We start from the raw sequence: 25982 nt of genomic DNA, 5'->3' as shown, positions 1-25982 counted from the left end.
GAACGCTGCATGCTGCTTGACCACGAACTGGCGACGATTGCGCGCATTCTGGTGATCCACGATGAACAGCCTCCCGCCATTCCCTGGCATCGCTACCAAACGGCTGCGGCATTGCATCGTTGCGGGCCAGCGTTCACCGATCGCGGCCGTAGCGGGCAGGTGACCGCATCAACGGAAAGGGAACTTTTAGCAGTTTGGTGAAGATAGACCGATAACCAATATTATCTGTCCATCATCGAAATGCATCTAAACTGGTGATCATGAAAACGCGTGAGACCTCCTCTCCCGACACGGGCAAACCCAGCTTCCCTGATGAGGCCGAGCTAGCCGCACTGCGCGCCTGGTACGCCGGCCTGGACGCGCGCGCGGCCGTTGCCCGCTATCTGGGCGATCGGCGAGCCGCCGGAGGATCGTCGCGCGGCATCCTCAGTTGCATTCGCAGGCAACTCGTCGCGTTCGCGCGAACACGTCATCGCGAAGACCTGGCAGCCGCGTTTGTCGACCGCCCCTCCAAGACGTCGGCTGACGCCGTCGCGCGGGCCATCGACGCACTTCGGCACCTTCCCGTGCCGGAGCCGCACATTTCGGACGAGATCGGCACATGGTTGGCGCCACGTATCGTGGCGGCCCTGCAGGCGCACGGTATCCGGACGCTGGCAGATCTGACCGTGCGGATTCCGCGACGCCGCCGCTGGTGGTCGACGATCGATGGTCTCGGGGTCGCCGGCGCGCGACAGGTCGAAGCGTTCTTCGCTGCACATCCGGCCCTGACCGAACGGGCGCGCGCCTTGATCGTCGCGGCACCGTCCAGCACCGTCGTGCCGTGGGAGCAGATTTATGTGCCGCACGAGGTCGACGGCTCGCGCGGGCTGTTCCGGGCCCCGCAGGCGGCCTGTCTGCTAAGCGCGTCGAACGACTATGAAGCGATTCAGTCCTGGCTGTCCCTGCACGAATCGGCGGCAACCCAGCGCGCCTATCGGAAAGAGGCCGAGCGGCTGATCCTGTGGGCCATTGTCGAACGCGGTCGGGCGTTGTCGTCGCTGACGACCGACGATGCGATCGCGTACCGCGCGTTCTTGCGGCGACCGGCACCGCGCGAGCGTTGGGTCGGGCCGTCGCGGCCGCGACAGAGCATCGAATGGCGGCCATTCAGCGGCCCGCTGTCGGCACGGTCGGCGGCGTACGCACTCGCGGTCCTGTCGGCGATGTTCCGCTGGCTGATTGAGCAGCGCTACGTGCTGGCGAACCCCTTTGCGGGCGTCAAGGTGCGCGGTGCCGCCGTGCGCGCGGGGATGGACGTTGCCCGTGGCTTCACCGAAGGCGAGTGGCTGTTGATCCGTGCGCTGGCCGACGGGCTGGAATGGTCGTATGGCTGGAGCGCGCCAGCCGCCCAACGCCTGCGCTTCCTGCTCGACTTCGGTTACGCGACCGGCCTGCGTGCCAGCGAGTTCGTCGGCGCGACGCTCGGCGACATCCGGCGCGACGAACAGGGCGATCACTGGCTACACGTGATTGGCAAAGGCGGCAAACCCGGCAAGGTGGCGCTGCCTGCGCTGGCGCGAACCGCATTGGATCAGTCTCTCGTACAGCGGGGACTGCCGGTCACCCCGACTCGCTGGGCCCGGGACACACCACTGGTCGCGAACCTCGAGGAGGATGGTGCCGGCATCAAGAGCACGCGGCTCTGGCGCGTGTTGCGACGCTTTTTCTTGTTGGCGGCCGACGCGATTCACGACGAACGGCCGGCGACAGCCGAAAAGCTTCGGCGCGCGAGTCCGCACTGGGTGCGCCACACGCACGCCACGCACGCGCTGGCCCGTGGTGCCGAACTGATCATGGTGCGCGACAATCTCCGTCACGCGTCGATCTCGACGACGTCGACCTACCTGCATAGCGACGAAGTTCGGCGCGCCCGGCAGTTCGACCAAGCGTTCGAGGCGCGGAAAAACTGACGCTACGGCCGAACACGCTTATGCGAGATCAGCGCTGATAAACGACATCTTAATAACCACGAGGCTTATGATAGAAAATTACGCGTACCTTGTTCGCGGGTTGCGCGCCCCGTCGAGGCCACAATGAAGTCTCCATCACACGTGAGCAAATCATCGTGGCGAAACGTGTCGCCATGGAAATGTATTTCTGGACCGCGTGCGCCCTCGATGACGATAACGGCTTCGATCGATTGATGAAGATGGCCCACATCGACGAGCTCGACAACAATCAATGGGGCGGCGTATTTCTTTGCGAGCACATCACCGCCTTGGGTTTCGGGATCGACAAGATCAAGAGTATGGTTTTCCGCAATGCGGCCCGCCTGCTATGCAACCTGTGCGCCACCCTGGATATCGCGACGACGCTGCTCGTAGGAACGCCATCAACCGAGGTGCCGAACGGCATCTATACTGCTGAGCGGTATCACGGCGTGCATTTCACTTTCGATGTGCTCGAGCCTCCCGCAGCTCCGGACTGACTACGTCCGGAAACGACGGCGTCAAGGAACATGTCGCCCTCCACTCAACTGATCCGATTGGCTCACGATGGGATACTCGCCCCGGACATTTCTGATCGCCGCGGACGACTCGATCTGCCGGCTTAGCAAGCGCTACTGGCAAATGCTTGGGCAGCCGGACAGTCACCGCCTGCCGGCCTTTGCCGGGCAGCGGGTGCGCATCGCAAACCTGCTCGTCCAGCTTGTGAACCGTGTCCCGACGCGGGGCGTGTATCGCGACTTCATGATCGTCACCTTTGATGCCGACGGCGCGCTCGACATCGAACAAATCATGGAACGCATGGCCGCGCACGGTGATGTCACTTTGTCCGGCGGCAGCCGGAACGGCCGCGACACGAAGATCGTCGATGCGACGGCGCGCTTCAAGGTACAAGGCGGTCAATGGACACCGTCGCCGGTGCTGGCAACGGCTCTGGAAGAGGCAGCACTTGGGCTACGACCGTGCCCTCGGATCTGAAGGGCCGCGTGGCCTAGTTGCCCGGCGGAATGTTGAAATTTCCCTTTTAAATCATCGAATCAAGGTGATTTTGGCGAAAATTTCACGAATCCCGGCCAACCCTCAAGCGGTCGGCGGCCAGCCTGCCCCGTTCATCCCGTCGCCGTACCTGTGATGGCTTCAGGCGCGACGCGGCAGCACCGCCGGCGGTCCCGTCTCGCGCATCCGTTAAAATCACGGCATGCGCGATCTTCCATCGCCGCCTGATCAATCATCCACCTCGACGAAACATCAAGCGAACGGCCGCGTGGCATCCGTCCCTTCATCCGGATCAAACACGCCGTGGCCGCGCAACGCACGCGTCTTCACTCGAACCAGCGAAGGCGCGCAACAGAATCCAGCGGGAGAATGACCGTGTTTACTTGTAGAAACCAAAGCTGCGGCACGCAGTGGGAGCAGTCGGACGTCGCCATCAAGGACGAAGGCCAAGGACTGCTGTTCCGCTGCCCGCTGTGCGGCGCGCGCAACTACGTCGAGCGGTTCGACGCCGACGACGGCACGATCGTCTACGAGCAACTCGAAGGCCGTCCGTTCATCCAACCCGACGCTACGACATGACGAACAAACCGACCGCCACGCCTTTCAGCGCGCTTTCGCTCGCGCCCGCCACGCTCGCCAATCTCACGCAGCTCGGCTATGTCGACATGACGCCGATCCAGGCGGCAAGCCTGCCGATTGCGCTCGCGGGGCACGACCTGATCGCGCAGGCGAAGACCGGGAGCGGCAAAACAGCGGCATTCTCGCTCCCGTTGCTCGCCCGGCTCGACGCACGCCGCTTCGACGTGCAAGCGATGGTCCTCTGTCCGACGCGTGAACTCGCCGATCAGGTCACGCAGGAAATCCGCCGCCTCGCGCGCGCAGAGGAGAACGTCAAGGTGCTGACGCTATGCGGCGGCACGCCGATGCGGCCGCAGACGGCGAGCCTCGAACATGGCGCGCATATCGTCGTCGGCACGCCGGGGCGCATCATGGACCACCTGGAGCGCGGCAGCCTCGCGCTCGGCGCACTGAATACGCTCGTGCTCGACGAAGCGGACCGGATGCTCGACATGGGCTTCTTCGACGATATCGCGACAGTGGCGCGTCAGTGCCCGAAAGAACGTCAAACGCTGCTGTTCTCGGCGACGTACCCGGACGGCATCGCCACGCTGAGCCAGCAATTTCTGCGCAATCCGAAGGAAGTGAAGCTCGAAGCGCGTCACGACGACAGCAAGATTCGCCAGCGCTTCTACGAAGTGACCGAAGACGAGCGGCTGCACGCAGTCGGCATGCTGCTGAATCACTATCGTCCCGTGAGCACGCTTGCGTTCTGCAACACGAAACAACAATGCCGCGATCTGCTCGACGTGCTGCGCGCGCAGGGTTTTCATGCGCTCGCGCTGCACGGCGAGCTCGACCAGCGCGAACGCGACCAGGTGCTGATCCAGTTTGCGAACCGCAGTTGCTCGGTGCTCGTCGCGACCGACGTGGCCGCGCGCGGTCTCGACATCGCGCAACTCGAAGCGGTGATCAACGTCGACGTGACACCCGATCCCGAAGTGCACGTGCATCGCATCGGCCGTACGGGCCGCGCGGATCAGGACGGCTGGGCACTGAGTCTCGTGAGCATGAACGAGATGGGGCGCGTCGGCAGCATCGAGCAGGCGCAAAAGCGCGATGTCGAATGGCATCCGCTTGCCGAGCTCGAAGCCGAGAGCGATGCCCCGCTGTTGCCGCCGATGGAAACGCTGCAGATTCTCGGCGGACGCAAGGAGAAGATTCGTCCCGGCGATGTGCTTGGCGCGCTGACGGGCGAAGCGGGCTTTAGCGGCGCGCAGATCGGCAAGATCAATGTGACCGAGTTTTCGACGTACGTGGCGGTCGAGCGCAGCGTCGCGCGCGATGCGCTGCGCAAGCTCGGCGCGGGCAAGGTAAAGGGCAAGAAGGTGAAGGTTCGGCTGATGGATGAATGACGCGCGGCGCGCCGGCCGACTCGATGCATTCCGCCAGCGCCCAATGAGCAAAGGTTCATTGGGCGCCGGTCATGAAAGGCGCCGGCGCGCGCGTCAGGCGGCCTACTCTGCCAAGTTTCCCACCGCGAAATCCGCCAAACGCAGGCTGCTGCCTGCCGTTGTGTATCCAATGGAAGCCATCGCCGCATTCAAATACTGAGCCGATCATGTCGGCTCATCAGCGTTCGATCATGAACTGAACGCGGAGCGCGCCACCCTGCTTCGCCGACGACAAGCACAACAAACCGCACGGCGTCCCTCCGCCGCCACGCCTTTCGCTTTGGCTTTCATCCCCGAGCCACCGGTATGTCGAAGGATTCTTTTCAATAGATCGACCGATTGTTTCCTCTTGCCTGGATTTTGAAATTTCGCGCCATGGTCAACACAATCGAATCAAAAACCAAAACTTCCGGCATCTTTATTCACGCTATTCGGATGCCAGCCTATTTATCTATTTCTGCAATTATTAACCACTCAATCCACAAAACAACACTCCAACATAGAAATCAAAAGATAATTTTCACCAATCTTCAAATTACAGAAACTACCAATTCTCACTGTTTTTAAAAATCCTCTGCCCCTTTTATTGACATCTCCGGATATCTATCTAGACTCCTCGTGAGGCATAACAATTCGGTCATAATCCCGGCCTCGATCAAAAACCCGCAGCGATACAACTCATTCATAACAGGAGTTTTCGTCATGAGGGAAATTCTCGCGACAATTCGCAAAAAAAAGGCAGCACTCCTCGATCATCCGGTCTTTCCGCAACTCGAAGCAGTCACCCTTCCCCAAATCAAGCAAATGATGCGCGTATGGTCGCCGTTGCTGATTCATTTGGCGATGACGTTTCGCGACATCAATCGAATGTATTACCACTACGAAAAGCCGGAAAACGACTTGCAAAACGCGATCAATGATCATGTCGACGTCGACACCGAGCACTGGCACATGATGGTTTCGGATATCAAGACGCTCGGTGTAAACGGTAGAGCCGTCGATTGCGAAAGCGCAATCAGTGTGATCTGGGACGATCTCGGCGCGCCCGTGCGGAAGTACATGTATTCGCTCGTGTCTCGCGCGCGGCGGTGCGGCGACTGCCCGCTGCTGAAAATGGCATCGATGGAAGCCGGCGAAGCGACGTCGAAGGTTTTCTTCACGACATCGCGCAAGCTCGCGGCGGCCTACGAGGCGGACACGGGCAATACGCTTCGCTATCTGGGTGCGGAGCACATCGACAGCGAGCTCGATCATTCGATCAACGAATCGATCTTCCATGATCAGAGGCTGTCCGCCGACAAGCATGCGGATGCGCTGGCGATCGTCGACGATCACTTCCGCAGTTTCCTTGCCTTCCTCGATTACAAGTACGAGGTCAACAAACTCGCGCTCGCCAATTGACAAGAACCCGGGCACCGCCCGGGCATGACTCTCGCGAGACCGAAGTCCGGCTCAATCATTAAGCGATCGGAATCGAATTGCCGCGCCGGACGGCAGGATCCGCTCGTGAACATGACGTTCCCCAATACAAGGAGAAGCAAACATGCGTCTTCCGAATCGCACAAAAGTCCTTGTCATCGGCGGCGGTCCGGCCGGTGCGACCGCTGCGGCATTTCTCGCTCGAGAAGGCATCGATGTCACGCTGGTCGACAAGGAAATATTCCCCCGCTATCACATCGGCGAATCGCTGCTGCCGTCGTGCCTCGAAATCCTCACGCTGATGGGCGCGCGCGACACGTTCGACCGGCACGGCTTCCAACGCAAACCGGGCGCCTACTTCAACTGGAAAGGCGAGACCTGGAAACTCGATTTCGGCGAGCTCGGCGGCGCCTATCACTACAGCTACCAGGTGCGCCGCGAGGAATTCGATCAATTGCTGCTGCAGCATGCGCGAACGGTCGGCGCAAAGGTGCACGAAGGCGTGAGCGTGCGCGAGATCCGGTTCGACGACGGTCGCCCTTGCGCGGCACTGTGCGTCGCGCAAGGCGCCGACGAGACGACCACCGTCGAGTTCGATCATCTCGTCGACGCGTCGGGACGCAACGGACTGATGTCGACCCGATACCTGGACAATCGCAAATTCCATGAGATCTTCCGAAACGTCGCGGCATGGGGCTACTGGGAAGGCCTCGCATGGCCCGACGACTGCGCGCCGGGGTCGATTCTCGTGAGCTCGATTCCGGACGGCTGGTGGTGGGCGATACCGCTCGCCGATCGTCCAACGAGCGTCGGCGTCGTCATGCACCGCGATGCATTCGTCGAGGCGAAGCGGTCCGGTTCGCTCGAGCAGGTCTACGAGCGCGCGCTCGCGCTGAGCCCGGTGATGACGAAGCTGACGCAGCACGCGCGCCTCGTCACGCCGCTCAAGACCGAGCAAGACTATTCGTACACCTGCGATTCGTTCGCGGGCGACGGCTATTTCCTGTCCGGCGACGCCGCGTGCTTCCTCGACCCGCTGCTGTCCACGGGCGTCCACCTCGCGATGTACAGCGGGATGCTCGCCGCCGCGTCGCTCGCCAGCATCCTGCGTGACGAAGTGTCTGAGCGGGAGGCCGCTGCATACTATCGCGACAGCTATCAGCAGGCGTACCTGCGCTTTCTCGTGTTCGTGCAGACGTTCTACGAAGCGCACGGCAAGCTCGGCTACTACAGCAAGGCCGACGAGCTGAGCCACTACACGATCGAGGCGGGCGACATCCGGCGCGCGTTCCTGAATCTCGTGTCCGGCCTCGAGGACATCGCCGACGTCGAGCAGGCCACGTCGCACCTGATGGGCGAAATGTCCCGCCGCATCGATCAGAATCTCGCGCTTCGCAAGGACAAGGGCGCGCTCGCCGCTGCGATCGGCAGTTCGGAAGTCGAGGACAACGCGCGATTCTTCGACGCGATCGAGGGCCTGCCCTGCCTGTCGCAAAACATGGCGCTCGACGGACTGTACGTGTCGACGAGGCCGCGGCTCGGCCTGCAGCGGGTCGCCGCCGCGGTATAGCCCGCGCGCGCAGCCGCCGCGCTCGCGTCGAGCGGCCGGCATGGCCGGAGCCGGCCGCCCGCGCGGGCCGGCCCGGTGCCGTCGGCGCGCGACGCGCATGCCGGCGGCGCGACCGCGCACGCACCGCCGGCACTCATCGAACGCAAGAAGGCAAGAAGGCAAGGCCGAGGAAGCGACGAAAGATGGCTGACTGGATATTGCAACTGTGCATCGTGATCGTCGTGGCATCCGTGCTCGGCGCGCTCGCACAACGGCTGGGGCAAGGCCGCGTCGTCGGCGAGCTGCTCGCCGGGCTGCTGCTCGGCCCGTCCGCATTCGGCGCGCTCGCCGTGAGCGGATTCGGTATGCGGCTCGGCCAGGATTCGGCCGCGATTCTCACGCGGCTCGGCGAACTCGGGCTCGTGTTCCTGATGTTTCAGACGGGCATGCACATTACCTGGAAGATTCCGCAAAAGCGCTCGGCCGCGCTCGTCGCGACCGTCGTCGCGGGATTCGGAATGGCGTTGCCGTTCGCGACCGGCTGCGCGATCGCGGTCGCGTCGTCCGGCGCGTTCCAGCCGCAGGCGTCGCCTCTCGCCTACGTGCTGTTCTGCGGGATCGCATTATCCGTTTCGGCGCTGCCCGTCATGATGCGCATCGTTTCCGACGCGCGCATCGCAGACCGCCCTTCGGCGACGGTGTCGATACTCGCGGCGACGTTGACCGACGCGTTCAGCTGGCTGATTCTCGCCGCCGTCGGCGCAATCGCGACATCGGGCCTGTCGCCGGTATCGACGGTGCGCGCGGTGTGTCTGCTCATCGTGTTCTTCGTCGTGTCGGTCACGCTCGTGCGCAAGATCGCCCTCTCGCTGCTCGATCGTGCGCGCCGGGCCGGAAGCGATTCCGCGACGTTGATCTGCGCGCTGTGCTACGTGCTGCTGTCGTCGTGGGCCGCGTCGCGGCTCGGCTTTCATAGCGCGTTCGGCGCGCTCGTCGCGGCCGCCAACCTGTCGGGCCGGGACGATCTGCGGCAGTTGTGGAACGCGCGCTTCGCAGGGCTGGCCGATCTCGTCCTGATCCCGCTGTTCTTCGTCAGCATGGGGCTTCAGGCTTCGTTTTCGGCGCTCGACACAGGCGCGACGTGGGGCTGGCTCGTCGTCTTCCTGATCGGCGGCATCGCGGCGAAGTTCGGCGGCTGCTACGCCGGCGCGCGACTGTGCGGCATCGATCGCGCGGAGGCGACGTTGATCGGCGTGCTGATGAACTGCCGCGGGACCGTCGAGCTGATGGTCCTCGCGATCGGTCTGCAGTTGCGGATCATCCCGGCTTCGCTGTACACGGTATTGCTGATCGCGACGCTGACGATGACGTGGCTGAGCGCGATGTCGACCCATCGGCTCGCGAAGCGGCATCGGCCGCAAGCGCCGCGCATGACCGTCGACGATTCGCCTGTGGAATTTCCAGCGCCGCAGGCCCGCGCCGCCCGCCAAGACCCCAACGAGGATACGCATCTGCCGGGATTGCCGGAGGCATCGCGACCATCGCGATGAACGCCCATGGATACCGTCGTTCCGCTTTTTTCCGATTCCACGGCGCGCTGGCTGCCGCTCGCGCTGTCCGAGCAGGTGACCGGCAAGGCGCCGCTCGGCGTCGTCTGCATGGGGCAGCCGCTCGTGCTGTATCGCGACGCATCGGACGCCGTGCGCGCGATGGAGGATCGTTGCGTGCATCGCCGCGCGCCGCTGTCGCTCGGACGCATAACGCCTGACGGCCGGCTGCAGTGCGGCTATCACGGCTGGATCTACGACGGCGCGACGGGCGCATGCGTCGCGATTCCCAATCTGTCGGAGCACGAACGGGTGCCGGCGCACTACGTTGCGCGCGCATACGAGACGCTCGAGCGCGACGGCTTCGTGTGGGGACGTGCGACGCACGGCGTCGACGCGAGTGAGCCGGCCGACGCGACCTCGCCCCCATCGCGTTGCACGCAGCGATTCGCAGGCTCGGCGACGGTAGCCGTCGCGTGCGACGAATACGTCGCCGCGCTGGCCGACGGTCCGCATTTGCTGATGCGCATCGCGGGCCTGCGAATCACGGACTACGTGATCGCGGATCCGGAGCCGCACGACGGCCGGGTCGGCATGGAGCGCGGCGTCACGTGGGCAACGCGCCGGCGTAATCATCGGTTCGGCGCGCGTTATCCGTGGACACTTCGGCTCACGTCGCCGCAGGACGGCGCGCTCGCGTCGGTCGCGCTCGACATGCGCGACGGCGCGCCGATGCTGTGGGCGTCGATCGCCATCGTGCCCGCGGCCCGCGGCACGACGAACGTCTTGTGGCGCGGCGGCGTCGCCGCGGATACGGGCGGGGCCGGCGCGGCATTGTTTCGCCTGTGGGCCCGCCTGCGCCGTTCGCCGTTCGCGATGCTCGAACACATCGACGGCCGCGCACTGTCGAAGCTCGACGTGTCGTGCTCGCGCGCCTGGCCACGCCCGCAAACGGCGTGCGCGAGCTCGGTGGGCGTCGATCGATCACCTTGTGCGAGGAACCGATGATGCCGACCATCGACGACGAAGACACCGGTACGGCAAGCCGCCGGAACGAAGACGATTGGCTGCCCAACCGGATTCGGCTGCGCAATGCGTGGTTTCCGCTCGCTCACACATTCGAGGTCGGCGAGCGCGCATCGCGCTGGCAGATTCATTCGCAGCCTTGCTATCTGTGGCGCGCCGGCAGCCGCGTCCACGCGTCGCGATGGCACCCCGGCCTGCCGGCCCCGACACGCCCCGCTCCCGATTCGCCGATCAATGCCGCCGGACGCTATCCGGTGCTCGAACGGTACGGTTACGTATGGATCTGGTACGGCGATCCCGAAGACGCGAGCGACGCGCTCGTGCCCGACGTGCCGTTCCTGCCGCGCGACGGCGGACTGCCGACGTACATGCAGGGCAACGTCCGTCTCGACTGCTGCTCGCCGCTGCTCGTCGAAAACCTGCTTGATCTGACGCACGCGGACTTCCTGCATGCGAACGTGCTCGGCAACGAGCAATCCGACGAGGACCGGATCGACGTGCAGTTCACGTCCGAGACCGTGACGATGATCCGGCGCTGCACGAACAAATCGGTCGCGCCGATCATGCGCTGGTTCGGCGGCGTGCGCGCGAAGCATCAGGATGTTCACGCCGTGATCCACGTGCACGTGCGCAGCTCGGTCGCGCTCGCGTACGGACGTTACACGCCGGGCACCGACCTGCCGTTGTTCCATCCGTGCCTGCCGGAGTCGCGCGACCGCTGCCGGCTCAGCTTCGCGTTGAACGCGACGTCCGCGCCCTGGCCGCTGCGCGTGCTGATGCCGTTGACGCCATATGTCGTCGCGCCGCAGGACAACCGCATGGTCGGCCCGCAGAGCGGTCGCTATCAGGACGCCGGCGAGCGACGCGATCTGTTTTCACGCTTCGACCGCGCGGGCCTGCGCTATCGGGTCCTGTTGCAGCAACTCGCCAAACGACAGCGCGACGGCGATTTCTCGTACGCCGCCGACGCGCTCCCCGGCCAGGACGCGCGAGGCATTCTCGGCATGCCGTCCTGCTAGCGCGCGCGTCGCGCCCTGACTCCGTCGCCTGCGAAGCCCAGGCCGTCGATGCGGCGCGGGTGAGCGACGAGTGGCGCGGCCGCATAGAAATTCGAACGCTCGGTTGCCGTCCCGAGCGAGGCGAACGTCCCGGTTCGGATATCGATGACGCGCCTGCCGGCCCCACCGACAACGGCCGCTCCGCCGTCGGTCAAGCGGATTCGCCCGCGCGCCACTCACGCAAGCGGCGGATTCGCGGGCGGCGAACGGCCCGCCGGATCCGGCATCGCGCTATCTGCCGGAAAACGTCGCGCTCTACGACAACCTGACCGTGCTCGAAACGCTGCGTTTCGTCGCGCGGCTGAAAGGCGTCGACGCGACCGCCGGTGCGCCGCTCCTCGAACAGGTCGGCATCGTGAAGGAAACAGTGCTGCCGCAGGCGAGGCTGCTGCCGTCGAATACGCGCTATGCGTGGCAGGCGCTCGTCGAGCGCAGCGCGATCGCGCACCTGACGATCCGGCCAGCCGACGTCGACGCGCCGGACACGGCGCGCCTTATCTCGATCTCTACTACGGCTACCTGAATGTGAATGCGCCTGCGATCGGCAAGAGCATCCTCAGCGACTACGAGTACGCGCAGCTGATGAGCCGGCTGCAGTCCGGCGAGCACGCGCTTTTCATCGTGCGCGGCACGAAGTTCAGCGCCGCGTATCCATGGAAGTTCGCGTTCCTCGGCCATCGCTCCGACAAGCAAACCGGCGCGAAGACCTTCTCCACGGTCGCGTCGCCGTACGGGCTGCCGGGCGAGGTTCTCGCGGGCGGGCCGTCCGCACGTCGACGAAGACGCGCCCGCGTGGCTGGCGCAAGGCGTGGACGGGCAAGCGCGTCGAAATCGCCGTCTTCGTCCGTCTTCGTCGGCCGGACGCTCGCCGTCGTGCTGTTCTTCGCGACGCGAGCGCTGGGTGCGCCGCGCGAAGCGCGCCGACAAGCGCTGGGTGTCCTGGCCGAAGACCGTGAGCTGGCTGATCGCGATCGGCTTCGCCGGCGGTTACTAGATGGCGCAGCCATCGATCACGCAGGTGCTGACGCTCGTTCATTTGCTTGCGAGCGGCTGAAACTGGGCGCTGTTCCTGTCCGATCCGCTCATCTTCGTCTTCTGGATCGTGATCGCCGCGACGGTGATCGTCTGGGGCCGCGGTCTCTTCTGCGGCTCGATGTGCCCGTTCGGTTTGCTCTCCGAGCTCATCTACAAGATCGCGCATGCGACGGGCCTGCAGAAGTGGCAGCGCAAGCTGCCCGCGCCGTGGCACAACCGACTGCGCAAGCTCAAGTCCGTGGTGTTCGCCACGCTGCTCGTCGTGTCGTTCTTTGCGATGCCGTGGGCCGAGAAGCTCGCCAAAATCGAGCCGTTCAAGACGACCTTCGTCGTCGGCGCTCTCAACCGCGCCTGGCCGTTCGTGCCGTTCTGGACCTTCGTCGTCGGCGCATCGATCTTCGTCGAGCGGCCGTTCTGCAAGTATCGGTGCCTGCTCGGCGCGAGCCTCGCGCTGCCCGGGCGCTTGCGGATCTTCAAGCTGCGCGGCAAGCCGGAATGCACGACCTGCCATGCGTGCGCGGTCGGCTGCGGGTCGCAAGCGATCGATCCCGCCGGCCGGATCGATCCGATGAGTGCCTGCTGTGCCTCGATTGCATGGTCATGTACTGCGACGAGCAAAGCTGCCCGCCGCTGTCGAAGGAAAGAAAGCACCGCGAGAGGGCCGGCTTGCCGCTCTCTCCCGTCGGCAAGGACGGACGGTACATTCCGATCGAGCAGATTTGACGCGCACGTGACCGCCGATGCTGCGCGCCGCTCCGGCGCGCAGCATGCACGGCGCGATGCCCTTCAACTGTTTCGTTTTCCTTTCAGTTGTTTCGGTTTGTCGTCGGCAATACGCAAGCCGAAAAACCGTGGCAATCTACAGCGCATCCCGGTTGTCCGTTCGCGCAACCGATCTGTAAGGTTTCCCGATGGTCCGTCATCCGAAATTCGCGCGATGTGTCGCGCTCGCCTTCCTATTGCATCTGCTCTGCGCCGTGCTGCCCGCGGCGGCGGCCGTCGACCTCGCGTCCGGCGTGACCGTACCGCCCGCGCCGACGATCTCGCGCGACGAAGCAGTCGCCGAGCTCAAGCGCGTGCAGGCCGCGCTCGACCGGATCAAGCAGCAGGCGTCGACCGCGACGACGGGCAAGCAGTTGAGCGGGCTCGACGAAGCGACGCAAACGCTGACCTCCGACGTGGAGAAGCTGACGGCCGCGCTCGTGCCCGTGCGTGCGCAGTTGCAGGCGCAGCTCGACGTGCTCGGGCCGCCGCCCGCGCCGGGCGCCGCGCCCGAAACGGCCGCCGTCGCGCGGCAGCGCGCGGATCTGAATACGCGCAAAACGCAGCTCGACGCCGCGCTGAAGCAGGCCGCCGACGAAAAGGACAGCCTCGCGAACCTGACCCAGCAATATTCGAAGCTGCGTCGCAGCCTGTTGCGCGATCAGCTCGCGCTGCGCTCGGGCAGCATCCTCGGCGCGCAGTTCTGGACGCCGCTCTTCCGCCCGTCGGACGATGATCGTCAGGAGCTCGACGCGTTCAGCGCGCAGATCGCGCAAGTGCTGCACGCGGCGTGGGAGCCGGGCCGGCGGATCGGCACCGCGCTCCTGCTCGCCGCCGCGCTCGCGGTATGGACGATCGGCAGACGACTCATCGAACGCGCGCTCGCGTGGTTCAGCCTGACCAAGCTGCCGGCGACCCGCGTGCGGCGCAGCGCGCTCGCGACGTCGGTCGCGCTGTCGAGCGTCGTGACGACAGGCATCGCGGTGCAGTTCGTCTATCTCGCGCTCACGCGCGACTACGCGCTGTCGAGCGCGCTGCAGGACTTCGCCGACGAACTCGCAAAGCTCGCGCTGACCTGCGCGCTGATCGCGGGGCTCGGCCGCGCGCTGTTGTGCACACGCCATCCGACATGGCGCCTGCCCGCGCTCGCCGACGAAGTCGCGCTCGCAATGCGGCCGTTTCCGGTGATTCTCGCAGCGCTCCTGCTCGTTGCGGGTGCGCTCGAGCAGTTGAACAGGACGGCCGACACGAGCCTGCAGGTCACGCTGTTCGGCCGCGGGATCGTGTCGCTCGTCGTCGCCGTGACGATCGGCGCGTCGCTGCTGCGCGCGAACCGCGTGCGCACCGCGCTCGCCGCGGCGGGCGAGCCCCCCGAGGCGCGCTCGACGCTCGCCGGGCTGATCCACGCGGGCGTCACGCTGACCGTCGTCGCGGCGTTCGTCGCGCTGCTGGTCGGCTACATCTCGGTCGCACGTTTTCTGACCTACGAGCTCGTCTGGTTCGAGATCGTGCTCGGCAGCCTGTATCTGCTGACCCGCCTCACGCGCGATCTGTGCGCGAGCGCGTTCTCCGCGAGCCTGTCGAGCGGCAAGCTGATCAAGCATCTGTTCGGGCTGAACGACAGCCATCTCGACCAGGCGAAGACCGTGCTGTCCGGCATCGGCACAAGCGTGCTGCTCCTCGTCGCCGTCGTCGCGCTGTTGACGGGCGGCTTCGGCACGACGCCCAACGACCTGCTCGTGAGCGTGATCTCGATGTTCGGCGGCGACAGGCTGCAGCGCCTGAACATCGTGCCCGACCGGATACTGAACGCGGCGCTCGCGCTCGGGATCGGCATCTATCTGCTACGCTCGATACGCCGCTGGCTCGACAACGAGCTGCTGCCCTCGACCGGCATGGACCCGGGCATGCGCGCGTCGCTCATCACGCTGTTCAGCAATCTCGGCTACGTCGCGATCGTGCTGCTCACGCTGTCGCTCCTCGGCGTCAAATGGGACAACCTCGCGTGGATCGTGAGCGCGCTGTCCGTCGGCATCGGCTTCGGCCTGCAGGAGATCGTGAAGAACTTCGTGTCCGGGCTGATCCTCCTGACCGAGCGGCCCGTGAAGGTCGGCGACATGATCAGCATCTCGGGCGTCGAAGGCGACATCCGCCGGATCAACGTGCGCGCGACCGAGATCCAGCTCTCCGACCGCTCGACGGTGATCGTGCCGAACTCGCAGTTGATCTCGCAGAACCTGCGCAATGTGACGATGGGCAACAGCACGCAAGGCGTCGCAACGCTGATGCTCACGTTCCCGCTCAACACCGATCCCGAGCAAGTGCGCGACCTGCTGCTCGGCGCGTACCGCGAGCATGCGTCGATCCTCGACAAGCCCGCGCCGTCCGTCACGTTCAGCCAGCTGACGCCGGACGGAATCACGCTCAGCGTGACGGGCTACGTCGGCAGTCCGCGGATCGCCGGAACGACGAAGAGCGATCTGCTGTTCGAGATCCTGAAGCGGCTGCGCGCGGCGGGCATTCCTCTGTCGAATCCGCAGACGCTGATGGTGCAGAACCTGCCGCCGCCGAACGAGTGATGCGGGTGCGCCCGATCGCGTCGCGTCATGCGGCGTCATGCGTTGTGTATGGCGCGGCGCGATCGGGCGGCGACATGGCTGATCGTTGTCGTGAAAACACGGCTGGCGGGAACTGTACGAACGGCACGTCCCGAAATCGTTCGTCCACGGATCGGCTCGACGAACGGCCGCATGGCCTCCCGCGACGCGCCCGGCAGCGGGCATGCGCGGCTACCGTCATATACGGTTGCAATCCATTACACGCCGACGCTCGCCGGCTTTCTATTATTCGGGATACGAACCGACTTCAAAGGACTGCATGGCGATGAAAAAACTGATCTTACTGCCGTTCTTGGCGAGCGCGATGCTTGCGGGATGTGCTGTCTATCCGTCGGAGCCTGCCGTCGGTGTCGGTGTCGGCGTCGATGTCGGCATCGGCTGGCACGGGGACCGCTATTGGGACGGCCACCGCTACTGGGACCGCGGCGAATGGGAGCATGCGCATCCGCAGCAACAATACGATCGGCGCGACGATGACCGGCGCGATAATCGCGGCGGCTACCGAGGCGACGATCGGCGCGACGGCGACCGCCGCGGCGACGACAATCGCCCATACTGAGGACACCGCCTGATCCGCTGCGTCCGGCCGCATGCGTCGATCCGCGGCCGGCTCGTTTACTTCGTCGCGCGATGCTCGGGCTTGGAAAGCCCGGCGCCCCGCGCGATTGTCAAAGATCATTCGACGCAGGCAAACGGAAAGGTACGCGCGCCGCAGTCGCGCTATGCGGGGTCCCCTTGATTTCGATGTCGTTTACCGGGTTAGGCCGGCCTAGCTCCGACAACGGTCAGCGGTCTGCCCCTTAAATAATATTCCATCCAATCAAGCACTTCCTGACTGGTCTTTTGGCGTCGCGCGAAGACCTTCCCCATACGAGTCTAACGTTAGAAAACCGTATTTGTACAGTTCATAGACTCATGATCCACGATAACTGACATTATCGCGGTAAAGCGGCTCCCGAGGGGCCATCGGGAGCCGCAGTCCGCACGGCAATCCCGGGCAAGGAGGTCTTCACGCTAGGCAAAAAGACCAGTCAGGAAGTGCTTGATTTGACGGGATATTATTTAAGGGGCAGACGGATAGGCCTTGTCGGGCCTAGGCCGGTCTACCCCGGTAAACGACATCAAAATCAAGGTGACCCCGTGTAGTGGTCTAATCCGGACACTGATTTAGGCGAGAATGCGCGTCATGAAGAGGTGTCTGATGACCGACTAGCGGCAGCAACTCAGAAAACTACAGGACTCGAATGTAGTTCGCCGTTGAGCATTGTCCACCGCCTGTCATCGGCGAGGCTCGGCGAGAAGATATATGCTTCAAGATGGAAAGACTAATCAGGAAGTGGCTGATTCGATTGATAATTATTTTAGGGTCCGACCGATAAGCCTTGTCACGCCTAGATCGGTCTACCGGGCAAAACGCACCGAGATCAAGGGGAGGCTTGCCGCGTAAGCCATCTGGCCGCCGTTTGTCCGGTGCCGGGTGCATCGATCACTGTGATGAAACGGATAACGATGACGACGCGCGAGCCGGCGCGGCGGCACGCCGCGCATCATGCAATGGGCAGACGCACCGTAGCCGCGAGCCCGCCGCTGTCGCGCAGCGACAGATCGAGCCGGCCGCCGTGCTGACGGGCGATGCGTTCGGCGATCGCGAGCCCAAGGCCCGTGCCACCCGATGGACGATCGGGCCGCTCGACGCGCCGAAACGGTTGCGTGAGAAGCGGCAGCGCGTCTTCCGGCACGCCGGGCCCGGCATCCTCGACGCGGATCACGACCCGCCCATCCTCCACCGAGGTGCGCACCGACAGCCCGACCCGCCCGTGTATCGCCGCGTTGTGCATCAGGTTCATCAGCAGGCGCTGCATGCCGACCGGACGAAACCGCATCGCCGGCAGCGGCGCGAGCCGCATGCCGAACCGATATCCGAGGCCGGTGTAGTCCGCGACGAGTTGCTCGATCAGCGCATTCAGGTCGCCCGGCAACACCGCTTCGCCGTCCCCGCTGCGCGCGAAATCGATGAACTGCTCGACGATCGCGTCGATCTCCGCGACGAAGCGCTCGGCACTCTCTCGCGGCGAATCGAATGCCTCCGGCGCGGCGATCGCCATCCGCAGCTTCGTGAGCGGCGTGCGGATGTCGTGCGAGATACCCGCCAGCATCTCGGCGCGAGTCGTCTCCATGACGGCGAGCGACGCGACCATCCGGTTGAATGCATCGGCGACCATCGCCAGCTCGGCGGGCCCCGTGACGGGCACGGCGTCGGGCCACTCACCGCGTTCGATCGTCGCCGCAGCACGCGACAGGCGTCGCAGCGGCACCGTCGTATCGCGCTGGATCATCCAAGCGCCGAATACCGGAAATGTCGCGAACACCAGCAACAGGCACGCGACACTCCACGGCAGCGCATTTCCGATATACGTCGTGACGGGCAGCGCGACCCAGTAGTTGTCGCGGTCGATCGCGAGCCTGACCCAGAATCGGTGCTGCGGGCCGCCCTCCCACAGCACCAACGTACCCGGCGCGAGCCGCGCGGCGAGCTGTGTCACGAAGCGGCGGATCTGGTAACCGCGCGGCACGGCGGTCAGGTCCCGCTCGGGCGGGCTCTGCAGGCCACCGTTCATCGCGATGACTTCGCGTCGCCGCTCCGGCTCCGGCCGCGTGGCCAGCAGCCGTTCGACGGTTTTCGTCTGCGAAGCGACCACCGACGCGATCTCGTCGACCCTCGGCCGCTGGATCAGCACGAAATAGATCACGACCGTCGTCACTTGACTCGCGACGACGATGCAGACCAGCAACAACAGATTGCGCCCGAGCAGCGTGCGCGGCCGCGGCACTTTCATGATTCCAGCTCCGCGACGAGCATGTAGCCGGTACCCCATACCGTCCGGATATGGCGCGGCGCCGACGCGTCGGCTTCGATGATCTGTCGCAGGCGCAGTACCTGCACGTCGACGCTGCGCGTGTTCGCATCGTAGTTTGGCCCGCGCGCCCGCTCGATCAGGTTCGCACGGCTCACGGGCCGGTTCGGTGTTTGCGCGAGCGCGCACAGGAGACGCATCTCGGCCGACCCGACCTCGACCGCGGCGCCGTTGGGGCCGCCCAGTTCCTGGCGTCCGGTGTCGAGTTGATAGCCGCCGAAACGCAGTATCGCCCCCCCGCTTTCCTGCAGCACGCCATCGCGCAGATCGCGCTGACGCAGCGTGACTTGCTGACGACGCAGCATCGCGCGAACGCGGGCCAGCAACTCGCGCGGCAGGAACGGTTTCGCCAGATAGTCGTCCGCGCCCAGTTCGAGCCCGACGACACGATCGACCGGATCGCCGCGCGCCGTCAGCATGAGGATCGGGATCGTCTGTCCCCGCGCGCGCAGCCGTCGGCAGACGGCCAGCCCGTCCTCGCCGGGCATCATGATGTCGAGAATCAGCAGATCGTATGGCTGACGCTCGAGAAAGACGTCGAGCTGGGTGCTGTTCCTCGCCGACCGAACATCGAAGCCGTGCGACGCCAGAAAGCGCTGCAGTATGTTTCGGATCTCCGCTTCGTCGTCCAGGACGATGATGCGGCCCGACGGGATGTCATTCGGGCAAGAGGTGGCGTTCGGCATCACGATCGGGCGATTTCCTGTGCTGAAAAGATGAACGGGCGCCGTCACGCCCGATCAACGCTGGTTGCGCGCGGCGAACTGCTTGAGATCGGCGAGCGTGATGTAGCCCTTGTGCGCCGTGTCGATCTGGTCGAAATGCTGTGCGACGCGAGGCATTCCGGCCTGCGCTTCCGAGCGTGTCAGCTTGCCGTCGTGATTGACGTCAGCCGCTGCGAAGCGCGCCTCAAGCTTCTGCTGCATTGCGTCATCCTGCTGCGCCATCGCGTTCGACACGAGGACGAAAGACGCGCCGAGAGCGGCTACGAGCATCAGACTAAAACGGTTCATTCTGTTCTCCTTGGTAAAGATGACAAAAAAAGTCGCTTTTCGCCAGTGGCGAATTGCAGAACGCTAAAGTAAGCAAAGATTTCGGTCTGTTACAACTCGATGTCAAGTCATGTCACGGTACGCCGCGACGAACTTATCAGAAGCGGTAAGCGACACCCATCGAGCCGAACACGCTTGCCCGCCGCTCGACGATCGGGCTGTCGGCCGCGTCGCCCACGAGCGTGCCCGCGCCCACGCCCACGCGTGCCGACCAGTGCGCGTCGAGCCTGTGCTCGAGCGTCACTCGCAGATCCGTGCGCTCGAATCCCGACGACGGCGCATAAGTCGGCAGATGGGCGGTACTGGCCGCCGCCTGCGCATCGTCGATTCCGAATTCGGTTTGCGCGGCCGAGCGGTTGGCCCAGACCGTGCTAAGTGACGCGGTCACACGATCACGCGGCCCGTCGAAGATCCGATATGCGAGCACTAACGTTACGTGATTGCCGTAACCTGAATGGGCCGACTGCAGGAAGCGCACGTTGGCGCTCGCCGGGCCCGCTTTCCAGCGAACGAATGCGCCGTAGAGAAAGCTGTCTGCGATGTTGCCGGTGCCGTTCAGGATCGCCGCGTCGTCCTCCTTGCGACCAAGCCCCAGGCCGATGAGCGGACCGATCGAGAGGTTCGGCGTGACCGACCACGCGGCGCCGGCCTCGAGACCGCTCGCGAAGACATGCCAGTCTGACGCGGAATGGCCGGCCAACGCCACCACCGGCAGTGGCAGCACGTGATAGCTGCTTGCGCCCGCGTAGCGCGGCACCGCTGCCAGGTCCAGGCCGACGCTGCCCGTCGCGGAAGACTGGGCGAATGCGTGAGTATTGCCGACGAAGGCCTGAAGCGCGAGCGCGGCCGCGACGGCGCCGCAACGCGCGGCGACGTGCGCCGGCCCGTCGAATCGAGTCGTACGAGTCAACATCGAATGGTGTTCCTTGCAAGGGGTCAGGATGGCTTGCCAGCGGTGTCGCGCATGCCCGGGCTCGGACGCGCACCGTATTCGGCGGTAGTAAAGAATGCGGCGCGACGCTGCCGTGACGGTCCGGGAACGTCAGCCTGCCGCGCCGATCGGATCGGCCGATCCGATGCTCAGGACCAGTGTCCCGTGACCCAGACGCCACCGACCCAATGTTCGGGCACCCAGACGCGCGGACGAACGACGACAGCAGGCGCCGGGGGCGGCACAACTGCAACCGCGGCGGGCGCCGCGACCACGGCGGGCGCGACGACGGCGACAGGGGGCGGTGGCGCGACGACGGCGACGCGCGGGGCGCCCGCGACCACCACACCACCCGTCGCCACTGTCCCGCCGCGCGGTCCCGTCACGCTGCTCGTCGTCGTCACGACGCCGGGGGCGACTCGTGTCGTCGTGTCCGTCCAGCTGACGGAATGGCCGTCGGAGCCGGTGACACTCGCCGAATGCGTACACCCGCCGCCAGCGCAACTCGTGCTGGCCGTACGCGTATAGGTGCCGTTCGGCCCCGTGACCGTATCGGTCGACGAATAGTGACCGGGCGACGACCGCGTGACGCTGCCGGCCGTGTCGATCGTCTGCCCGTGTGGCGTGGTCACGCTGCCGTCGTGCGTGCAAGTGCCGCCGCTGCAGGTCGTTGTCCCGCTGTGCTCATAGCGGCCGCCGCGTGGACCGACGGTTGTTCCCGTGTTGGCGAACTGCCCCGGCCCCGTACGCGTGACCGTGCCGTGATTCGTCGTCAGGCCGCCGCGCGGGCCGACGGACGCGCCACCGTGCGTGCAGCTGCCGCCGCCGCAGGATGCGCCCCGGACCGACGCCTCGCGACCGTATCCGAATGCCCCGGCGAGGGCCGGCTCGATGCCGAGCGCGATCAGCAGCGACGCGCAAGCGGCCAGATAGATCTTCTTCATGTGGACTCTCCCGAGACGGATTGGGTGATTCGATGCCTCGCAATGTAGAGAATCCGGTCCGAAAAAACTGTTAGCAATTCATGTCAGACGATGTCGTGAATCCGTTGAAACGAGATGACATGGTTTCCCAACAGATTTTCATCGGCATTGCTTCTAATGTGGCGATGTCGTCCTGGCCGCGGCCAGCCGATCCCTTTCTGATCAAGGAACTGCCATGAAACTGCATGCATCGTTTGCCGCCGCAAGTGGTGTCGCGCTCGCGCTGATTGCCCCCTCCTCATTCGCCGGCGTTGCCGTCGGCATCACCGTGCCGGTCGCTGTGCCGGTCGTCGCGGCGGCGCCCGCGGTGCCCGTCTACGCCGTGCCGGCCGTGATCGCGCCACCGCCCGTCGTCGTCCCGCCGCCGGCTGTCGTGGTGACGCCCGCGTACGTCGCGCCCGTGCGGCCGGTGGTCGCGGGTCCCGTCGTCACGGTCCATACAGGATATTGGGTGCACGGCCCGGTCGTCGTACGCTAGAGATTTGCGTGCGGCGTTCCTCCCGGCTCCCCTCAGCGCAGTACCGTATGCCGCGCTGCCGGACGTTGCCGCGCTCGCGCAACGAGACGGCTGCACAATATTCCTCGACGCGTTCGGCGATCCGTCGGCGCAACTGCACGATCCGAGGTTGACGAAAGCGTTGCCATCGAACTCGTGTGCTATTCGCATTGAGTGGTAGCGAACCCCAATCGACGCCGCCCCGCCAGTTCGATTTTTTCCGACTGCGGGGCTTTTCTTGGGTTGTTGCGCGGGCTGTCCATGACCGTGACGAAACCTCGGCGCCGCCCCCGCAGAGGACAGATTTCAGACCGGCAGTTCGACACCAGCCGTCTCGGCTTGCCCAAGCCGGTCCCACGGCGGAATCGGCATGAAATAGTCGGTCAGTTCTTCGACAACTGCCCGCACCTTCGGCGAAGGTTCGCGCGCGACCGGCCACAGCACGTGAATGGGCATGCAGCCGCCGGCGAAATCGGGTAGCGCGATGTCGAGCCTGCCCGCGCGCAGATCGTCGGCAACGAGCCACGTCGGCAAGTACGCGAGCCCGTTGCCCGACAACACCGCGTCGCGCAGCGCATCGCCCTGGCCGATCGTATGCTTCGCCCGGATGTCCGCCGTCACCGTCCCGTTCCGTACGTCAGAAAATACCCAAGGTATCGCCCGTCCGTCGCGCGCGAACACGATGCAATCGTGACCGGTCAATTCGTCGATCGTCTCGGGACGCCCTCGCACCGCGAGATACGCGGGCGACGCACACAACACCGACCGCTGAATCCCGAGCGGGCGACGAGCCGTGTTCGCGCTGTCGTGAAGCTCGCCGAGCCGCACGACCACGTCGATGCCTTCGTCGATCAGATCGACGAACCGATCCGTGAACGACACGTCGAGTTGCAGCAACGGATGCCGTTCGGCCAAATCGATCAGGACCGGCAACACCCAACGCCTGCCGAACGAAGTCGACAAGCTCACGCGCAGCGGCCCCGCAACCTCGTGACGCCGCTGCGCGAGCACGGCTTCGACGTGGACGAGCTGATCGAGAATGCGCAGGCAGCTTTCGTGATACAGGCGGCCTTCCGTCGTGAGCGTCAGCGCGCGCGTCGTGCGGTCCAGCAGCCGCACGCCGAGCCGTTGCTCCAGTCGCGCGACGTTCTTGCCGACGGCGGACTTGGACAGGCCCACTCGACAGGCGGCTGCGGTGAAGCTGCCTGCCCCGACCGCGTGCACGAACGCCACCATCGCTTGAAGATGAGTCACTTTGATTCGGTTCATGAAATTGGCGACGAAATGGCGCAGATATGAGGAGCAGATATCGCCACTGCCGAGCGCCGCGCGCTCGTAAAATGAATGACAGGAATTCGCGATGGCGCGGATTCGTTCTCGGACGGGGCGACAGATGGCGCAGACGATGAAGATCTGGGAACTCGACGCATTCGGCATTGACCGCCTCGCACTGGCGCAACGACCCGTGCCGAAACCCGGCGCCGGGGAATTGCTCGTGCGCGTGGCAGCCGTGTCATTGAATTATCGAGACAAGCTCGTGATCGAAGGTCGGTTGATGTCGACGCAGCCTGCGATGCCCTTCACGCCCGTCTCCGACATGTGCGGCGAAGTCGTCGAGACGGGCGCCAACGTCGAGCGCTTCAAATCGGGCGACCGCGTGATGGGCAATTTCTGGACGCCATGGATCGGCGCCACGCTGCCTCCCGAGATGCGTACGTCGGAACGTTCGCTCGGCGGGCCGTTGCCCGGCATGCTCGCCGAATACGTCGTGCTGCCCGAATCGGCGGCCGTCATCGCACCCGCGTCTCTGTCCGACGCCGAGGCATCGACATTGCCCGTCGCCGGCGTGACCGCTTGGGTTGCGCTCGTCGAACGCGGACAGCTCGCGCCGGGACAGGCCGTCGTCGTACAGGGCACCGGCGGCGTCGCACTCTTCGGCCTGCAGATCGCGCGCGCACTCGACGCGAAGGTCGTCGTGCTGTCCCGTCACGATGACAAGCTCGCGCGTGCGCGGACGCTCGACGCATGGGCGGGCATCAACACGACGCGCACGCCGAAATGGGAGGATGCCGTCCTCGCGCTCACCGCTGGCCGAGGTGCGAACGTCATCGTCGAGCTCATCGGCGGCGACAATGTGATGCATTCGGTCGGCGCGGTCGCGGATCATGGTCATATCGTCCAGGTCGGCTTTCTGGGGAGCCCGAAGGTGCACATCGATGCGATTGCGCTGATGCTGACGCGCGCGTCGATCCACGGTGTCTCGGTAGGCAGCCGGCAGTCGTTCGAAGCGTTCGTCCGCGCAATCGATCGGCACGCGATCAAACCGGTCGTCGACTCGATCTATCCGTTCTCCGACGTGCGCGCCGCATTCGAGCACCTCGATCGCGGGCCATTCGGCAAGATTGTCGTCTCCGTTCGCGGCTGACGTCGGCGGCCGCCTGAGCGTCGCGTGCGCCGTCAGGTCAACGTCGAGAACATGTCCTTGCGGTACGGAACGATCCGATCGTACTCGCCCGCCCGCACTTTCGCGGGCCACGCCGGGTCGGCCAGCAAGGCGCGGCCGAGCGCGATGCAATCCGCCCTGCCCGCCTCGACTCGCGCCACCGCGCGATCGAGATTCTCGACGCCGACCGACAGGCCTTCCGCGCCGCGCACCTGCGCCGCCGAGAATGCGTTGTCGATCCCGATGCTGCCGACCATGATCACCGGCTTGCCGGACAGCTTCCGGACGAGCGACGCGAGATCGGTGTCGCTTTCGGACGGAAACGCGGGCTCCCAGAAGCGGCGCGTGCTGACGTCGAAGATGTCGACACCTGCGGCGACGAGCGCATCGAGCATCGTCTCGAGCTCGCCCGACGATTCGACGATGCGCGCGGTGTAGTCCTGCACCTTCCATTGCGAGAATCTGAAGACGATCGGCACGCTCGCGCCGACTGCCTTTCGCACCGCCGCAGCCACTTCGGTCGACAGTCGCAGGCGGTTCTCGAGCAAGCCGCCGTATGCGTCGGCGCGCCTATTCATGCTCGCCCACAGGAATTGGTCGAACAGATAGCCGTGCGCGCCATGCAGTTCGATCGCGTCGAAGCCGGTCTCGACCGCATCGTAGGCGGCGCGCGCGAACGACGCCGCGATGTCGCGCGCGTCGGCGTCCGTCATTTTCTCGACCATGATCACGCCGTCTTCGACGATGCGCTCGGGTCCGATGCTCGGCCATTCCGGATGAGGCGGCGTGCCGCGCCGACGCACGTTGCCGAGGTGCCAGAGCTGCGCCGCGATCGCGCTTCCGGCATCGTGCACGCCTTCCACGACGCGCTTCCAGCCGTCGAGCGCTGACTGGCCGAAGCAATGCGGCACGTCGGCGAATCCGCCCGCGACCGGGTGATCGACGTACGTTCCTTCGGTGATGATGAAGCCGACGCCGCCTTCGGCGCGCTTCGCGTAATAGCGTGCGACTTCGCGGTCGGGAATGCCATTCGGCGATTGCCGCCGGGTCATCGGCGCCATGACGATGCGGTTGGGCGCGCGCAGACTGCCCAGCGAAACCGGTTCAAAAATGATGTCGAAATTCGAGACGTTTGTCGTCGACATGGAGTCC

The 25982-nt window shown here is 65.0% G+C and carries 22 protein-coding genes and 2 pseudogenes; 17 read left to right on the top strand and 7 right to left on the bottom strand.

Annotation, left to right across the window (positions count from 1 at the left end):
• The first annotated feature begins 9 nt into the window (after positions 1–9).
• The 15 genes and pseudogenes from WS70_RS31435 to WS70_RS09310 all read left to right on the top strand — a co-directional run bounded on the left by WS70_RS31435 (position 10) and on the right by WS70_RS09310 (position 16569).
• Positions 10–201 carry a hypothetical protein gene (locus WS70_RS31435; RefSeq protein ID WP_159082875.1) on the top strand — a complete coding sequence of 64 codons (192 nt, stop codon included), beginning with the start codon at positions 10–12 and terminating at the stop codon, positions 199–201.
• A gap of 59 nt (positions 202–260) precedes the next feature.
• Positions 261–1952 carry a phage integrase family protein gene (locus WS70_RS09385; protein WP_059597134.1) on the top strand — a complete coding sequence of 564 codons (1692 nt, stop codon included), beginning with the start codon at positions 261–263 and terminating at the stop codon, positions 1950–1952.
• Positions 1953–2125: 173 nt separating this feature from the next.
• Positions 2126–2470: a hypothetical protein gene (locus WS70_RS09380; RefSeq protein WP_059470019.1), complete on the top strand. Its 345-nt coding sequence runs from the start codon at positions 2126–2128 to the stop codon at positions 2468–2470.
• Positions 2471–2537: 67 nt separating this feature from the next.
• Positions 2538–2966, top strand: a complete 429-nt coding sequence (locus WS70_RS32775; protein WP_059597006.1) for a hypothetical protein — start codon at positions 2538–2540, stop codon at positions 2964–2966.
• 393 nt (positions 2967–3359) lie between these two features.
• Positions 3360–3563, top strand: coding sequence for a hypothetical protein (locus WS70_RS09370; protein WP_059470154.1), 204 nt, complete (start codon positions 3360–3362; stop codon positions 3561–3563).
• Positions 3560–4957 (top strand): ATP-dependent RNA helicase DbpA, encoded by a 1398-nt coding sequence (gene dbpA, locus WS70_RS09365; protein ID WP_059597007.1) that lies wholly within the window; start codon positions 3560–3562, stop codon positions 4955–4957. The genes WS70_RS09370 and dbpA overlap by 4 nt, the downstream gene beginning before the upstream one ends.
• A 741-nt stretch (positions 4958–5698) precedes the next feature.
• The gene (locus tag WS70_RS09360; protein WP_059470022.1) at positions 5699–6397 is read left to right on the top strand and encodes a hypothetical protein; all 699 of its coding nucleotides are present in this window, start codon (positions 5699–5701) and stop codon (positions 6395–6397) included.
• Positions 6398–6539: 142 nt separating this feature from the next.
• Positions 6540–7985, top strand: a complete 1446-nt coding sequence (locus WS70_RS09350) for an NAD(P)/FAD-dependent oxidoreductase (protein WP_059470023.1) — start codon at positions 6540–6542, stop codon at positions 7983–7985.
• Positions 7986–8167: 182 nt separating this feature from the next.
• Positions 8168–9514, top strand: a complete 1347-nt coding sequence (locus tag WS70_RS09345) for a cation:proton antiporter (RefSeq protein WP_059597008.1) — start codon at positions 8168–8170, stop codon at positions 9512–9514.
• Positions 9515–9520: 6 nt separating this feature from the next.
• Entirely contained in the window at positions 9521–10519 is a 999-nt protein-coding gene (locus tag WS70_RS09340) for a Rieske 2Fe-2S domain-containing protein (protein WP_059597009.1), read from the top strand.
• The gene (locus tag WS70_RS09335; RefSeq protein WP_059470155.1) at positions 10519–11556 is read left to right on the top strand and encodes an aromatic ring-hydroxylating dioxygenase subunit alpha; all 1038 of its coding nucleotides are present in this window, start codon (positions 10519–10521) and stop codon (positions 11554–11556) included. Before WS70_RS09340 ends, WS70_RS09335 begins: the two co-directional genes overlap by 1 nt.
• Before the next feature lie 271 nt (positions 11557–11827).
• Positions 11828–11950 (top strand): annotated as a pseudogene (locus tag WS70_RS32125) (ABC transporter ATP-binding protein); the annotation flags it as partial.
• Positions 11930–13353: pseudogene (locus WS70_RS09325) on the top strand (4Fe-4S binding protein); the annotation flags it as partial. The pseudogenes WS70_RS32125 and WS70_RS09325, both read left to right, overlap by 21 nt.
• Positions 13354–13541: 188 nt before the next feature.
• Positions 13542–15971 carry a DUF3772 domain-containing protein gene (locus WS70_RS09315; RefSeq protein WP_059470027.1) on the top strand — a complete coding sequence of 810 codons (2430 nt, stop codon included), beginning with the start codon at positions 13542–13544 and terminating at the stop codon, positions 15969–15971.
• A gap of 304 nt (positions 15972–16275) precedes the next feature.
• A complete protein-coding gene (locus WS70_RS09310; RefSeq protein WP_059470156.1) occupies positions 16276–16569 on the top strand; it encodes a hypothetical protein in 294 nt (97 codons plus the stop codon).
• 988 nt (positions 16570–17557) lie between these two features.
• On the opposite strand, the gene WS70_RS09305 is transcribed toward WS70_RS09310, so the two are convergent.
• From WS70_RS09305 to WS70_RS09285, 5 genes are all read right to left on the bottom strand, one after another.
• Complete coding sequence (locus WS70_RS09305; protein WP_059597010.1) at positions 17558–18847, bottom strand: ATP-binding protein; 1290 nt, start codon at positions 18845–18847, stop codon at positions 17558–17560.
• Complete coding sequence (locus tag WS70_RS09300) at positions 18844–19611, bottom strand: response regulator (RefSeq protein WP_059470029.1); 768 nt, start codon at positions 19609–19611, stop codon at positions 18844–18846. Before WS70_RS09300 ends, WS70_RS09305 begins: the two co-directional genes overlap by 4 nt.
• Positions 19612–19665: 54 nt before the next feature.
• Positions 19666–19938: an EF-hand domain-containing protein gene (locus WS70_RS09295; RefSeq protein WP_059470030.1), complete on the bottom strand. Its 273-nt coding sequence runs from the start codon at positions 19936–19938 to the stop codon at positions 19666–19668.
• Positions 19939–20074: 136 nt separating this feature from the next.
• Positions 20075–20701 carry a MipA/OmpV family protein gene (locus WS70_RS09290; RefSeq protein ID WP_231747084.1) on the bottom strand — a complete coding sequence of 209 codons (627 nt, stop codon included), beginning with the start codon at positions 20699–20701 and terminating at the stop codon, positions 20075–20077.
• 356 nt (positions 20702–21057) lie between these two features.
• Positions 21058–21852: a hypothetical protein gene (locus WS70_RS09285; protein ID WP_059597011.1), complete on the bottom strand. Its 795-nt coding sequence runs from the start codon at positions 21850–21852 to the stop codon at positions 21058–21060.
• Between the two features lie 214 nt (positions 21853–22066).
• On the opposite strand from WS70_RS09285, the gene WS70_RS09280 reads away from it, so the two are divergent.
• The gene (locus WS70_RS09280; protein WP_059470033.1) at positions 22067–22369 is read left to right on the top strand and encodes a hypothetical protein; all 303 of its coding nucleotides are present in this window, start codon (positions 22067–22069) and stop codon (positions 22367–22369) included.
• Positions 22370–22693: 324 nt separating this feature from the next.
• Here the strand turns inward: WS70_RS09280 and WS70_RS09275 are convergent, their stop codons facing one another.
• Positions 22694–23641 carry a LysR family transcriptional regulator gene (locus WS70_RS09275; protein ID WP_226382829.1) on the bottom strand — a complete coding sequence of 316 codons (948 nt, stop codon included), beginning with the start codon at positions 23639–23641 and terminating at the stop codon, positions 22694–22696.
• A 151-nt stretch (positions 23642–23792) separates the two neighbouring features.
• Between WS70_RS09275 and WS70_RS09270 the strand changes: the two genes are divergently transcribed.
• A complete protein-coding gene (locus tag WS70_RS09270; protein ID WP_226382828.1) occupies positions 23793–24812 on the top strand; it encodes a zinc-dependent alcohol dehydrogenase family protein in 1020 nt (339 codons plus the stop codon).
• Positions 24813–24844: 32 nt separating this feature from the next.
• On the opposite strand, the gene WS70_RS09265 is transcribed toward WS70_RS09270, so the two are convergent.
• Positions 24845–25975 (bottom strand): oxidoreductase, encoded by a 1131-nt coding sequence (locus tag WS70_RS09265; RefSeq protein WP_059470035.1) that lies wholly within the window; start codon positions 25973–25975, stop codon positions 24845–24847.
• Positions 25976–25982 lie beyond the last annotated feature (7 nt).

Origin of the sequence: Burkholderia mayonis, assembly GCF_001523745.2 — a bacterium.
Classification (GTDB): Bacteria; Pseudomonadota; Gammaproteobacteria; order Burkholderiales; family Burkholderiaceae; genus Burkholderia; species Burkholderia mayonis.
Note: the sequence above shows the minus strand (reverse complement) of the source record. Positions and strands in the feature narration are given on the sequence as shown.